At 76.8% G+C, this 1,764-nt stretch carries 1 protein-coding gene; it reads right to left on the bottom strand.

Annotation, left to right across the window (positions count from 1 at the left end; all coding sequences use genetic code 11):
* Nucleotides 1–239: 239 nt before the first annotated feature.
* Nucleotides 240–1,607, bottom strand: a complete 1,368-nt coding sequence (locus D1643_RS10860) for a galactokinase family protein (protein ID WP_236643573.1) — start codon at nucleotides 1,605–1,607, stop codon at nucleotides 240–242.
* Nucleotides 1,608–1,764: the final 157 nt, after the last annotated feature.

Raw genomic sequence — 1,764 nt, 5'->3', positions numbered from 1 at the left:
GTCGCCCTCCGCAGGCACCCCGCGCCGCGCGTCCCCCGCAGGCACCCCGCGCCGTTCGTCCCCCGCTGCGCCCGCGTCACCTGCGAGTCGGGCGCCTTCCGCACGCTGCGCGCCTCCCGCAGCCCGGACGTCCTGCGCGGCTTCCGCGCCTCCCGCGACCCGCTCGTCCCCCGCCCCTCGCACGCGCCCGGCGGGGCCGAAAGCCGCAGATTGGGCGGTTTTCGCAGGTCGGGCGTCCATCACAGGGCCCGGGCCCACACGCCGGGGGCACCGGCCTCCACCACGGAGCAGGCAGGGTAGCCGAGCATGTCGTCCACGGCGGCCGTGAAGGCGGCCAGCTCGTCGGCGGGCACGAAGGCGAGCACGCTGCCACCGAAGCCGCCGCCGTGGATGCGCCACGCGCCGCGCTCGCCGAGCAGGTGAGAGCAGAGTCCCAAGATGGCCATGGCCGGCTGGCGGACGCGGCCTCCCTCGCCATGGCTCGAGACGCTCTGGAGGAACTGGGCCGACGACGCGCCGGACACCCGCGCCGCCGCGAGGAAGGCGCGGAAGTCGCCTTGGGTGAGCGCGAGCCGCTGCTCGCCCACGCGGCGCACCTCGTCGTAGTAGTGCAGCGCGCGCATGGCCCGCAAGTCGCCCAGCTCCTGGCGCACCCGGCGCAAGCTGGCGAAGAAGCGCTCGGGCGGCACATCACCCAGACGCGCGCCGCCGAGCAGGTTGGCCACGGCACGCATGTCGGCGGGGATGGCGCAGAACTCGTCGGTGTGCAGCGAGTGATCGTGCCGGCTGTCCACCAGCACGAGCGCGTAGCCGTGGCCCGCCGCGTCGAAGGGAACGGGGGTCACCACGGGGCGCTCGCCGGAGAAGTCGAGGAGCAGCACGCCGCCGCAGGCGCTGGCCAGCTGGTCCTGGGCACCGCTCCCCTTGCCGAAGTAGGCGCCCTCCGCCTCGCAGCCGGCCAGGGCGAGGGCCACCGGGTCGGACGGCACGGCGTCGGCCCCGGCGCCGCCGAAGAGCGCCTCCAGGCAGGCGCCCGCCATCATCTCGAAGGCAGCCGAGGAGGAGAGGCCGGCACCGGCAGGCACGTCAGACGCAGTGGCCAGGTCGAGCCCGCGCACGGGATGCCCCGCGCGAGCGAAGGCGGCGGCCATGCCGCGCATAAGCGCCGCGGAGGTGCCGCGCTCCACCGCCTTGGGGGCAGCCCAGCCAGGATCGGACAGGTCGATGACGGCGCGGCCGAACCCCTCCATCGCCAGGCGGATGAGCGGCAGGCCGTTCGGCGCCGCGAGCCCCCACAGGCGCTCGTCGATGGCGGCGGAGATCACCTGGCCGCCCTGGTGGTCTACGTGGTTGCCGGCCAGCTCCAGGCGGCCGGGGGCCGAGGCGAGCACCCGCGGGCCGTGGACGGCGCGGCGGGCGAAGGCGCGCGTCACCGCGGCGTCGGCATCAGCGTCGGCGTCGCCGATCAGGCGCGTGGGGGCCGCGGTGCCGAAGGCGTCGTCGAAGCGGGCCTCCAGCCGCGCCCGCATGGCGCCGGCGCGGGCATCAGGCGCGCCGGCGGCAGCCGCGGGAACCGCAGGCTCCCATTCCCAGGGCTCGGTCATCATAGGCGCTGCTCCTTCCCCCGCGGCACCCGCACCTCAGGCGCGCGGAGCGACTCGATGGTCTCCCGGGCCTCGCGCACGCCCTCGGCCGCGCGGGCCGCGAGCGTCGCCATCCCCGCCGAGGCGCAGGCGGCGGCGCGGCGAAGGGGCGCGGCGGCGG

The sequence above is a fragment of the Enterorhabdus sp. P55 genome, from assembly GCF_009911695.1.
In the GTDB taxonomy this organism is placed as follows: domain Bacteria; phylum Actinomycetota; class Coriobacteriia; order Coriobacteriales; family Eggerthellaceae; genus Enterorhabdus.
The sequence above is the reverse complement of the archived record's forward strand: the minus strand, read 5'-3'. Positions and strand labels throughout refer to the sequence as shown.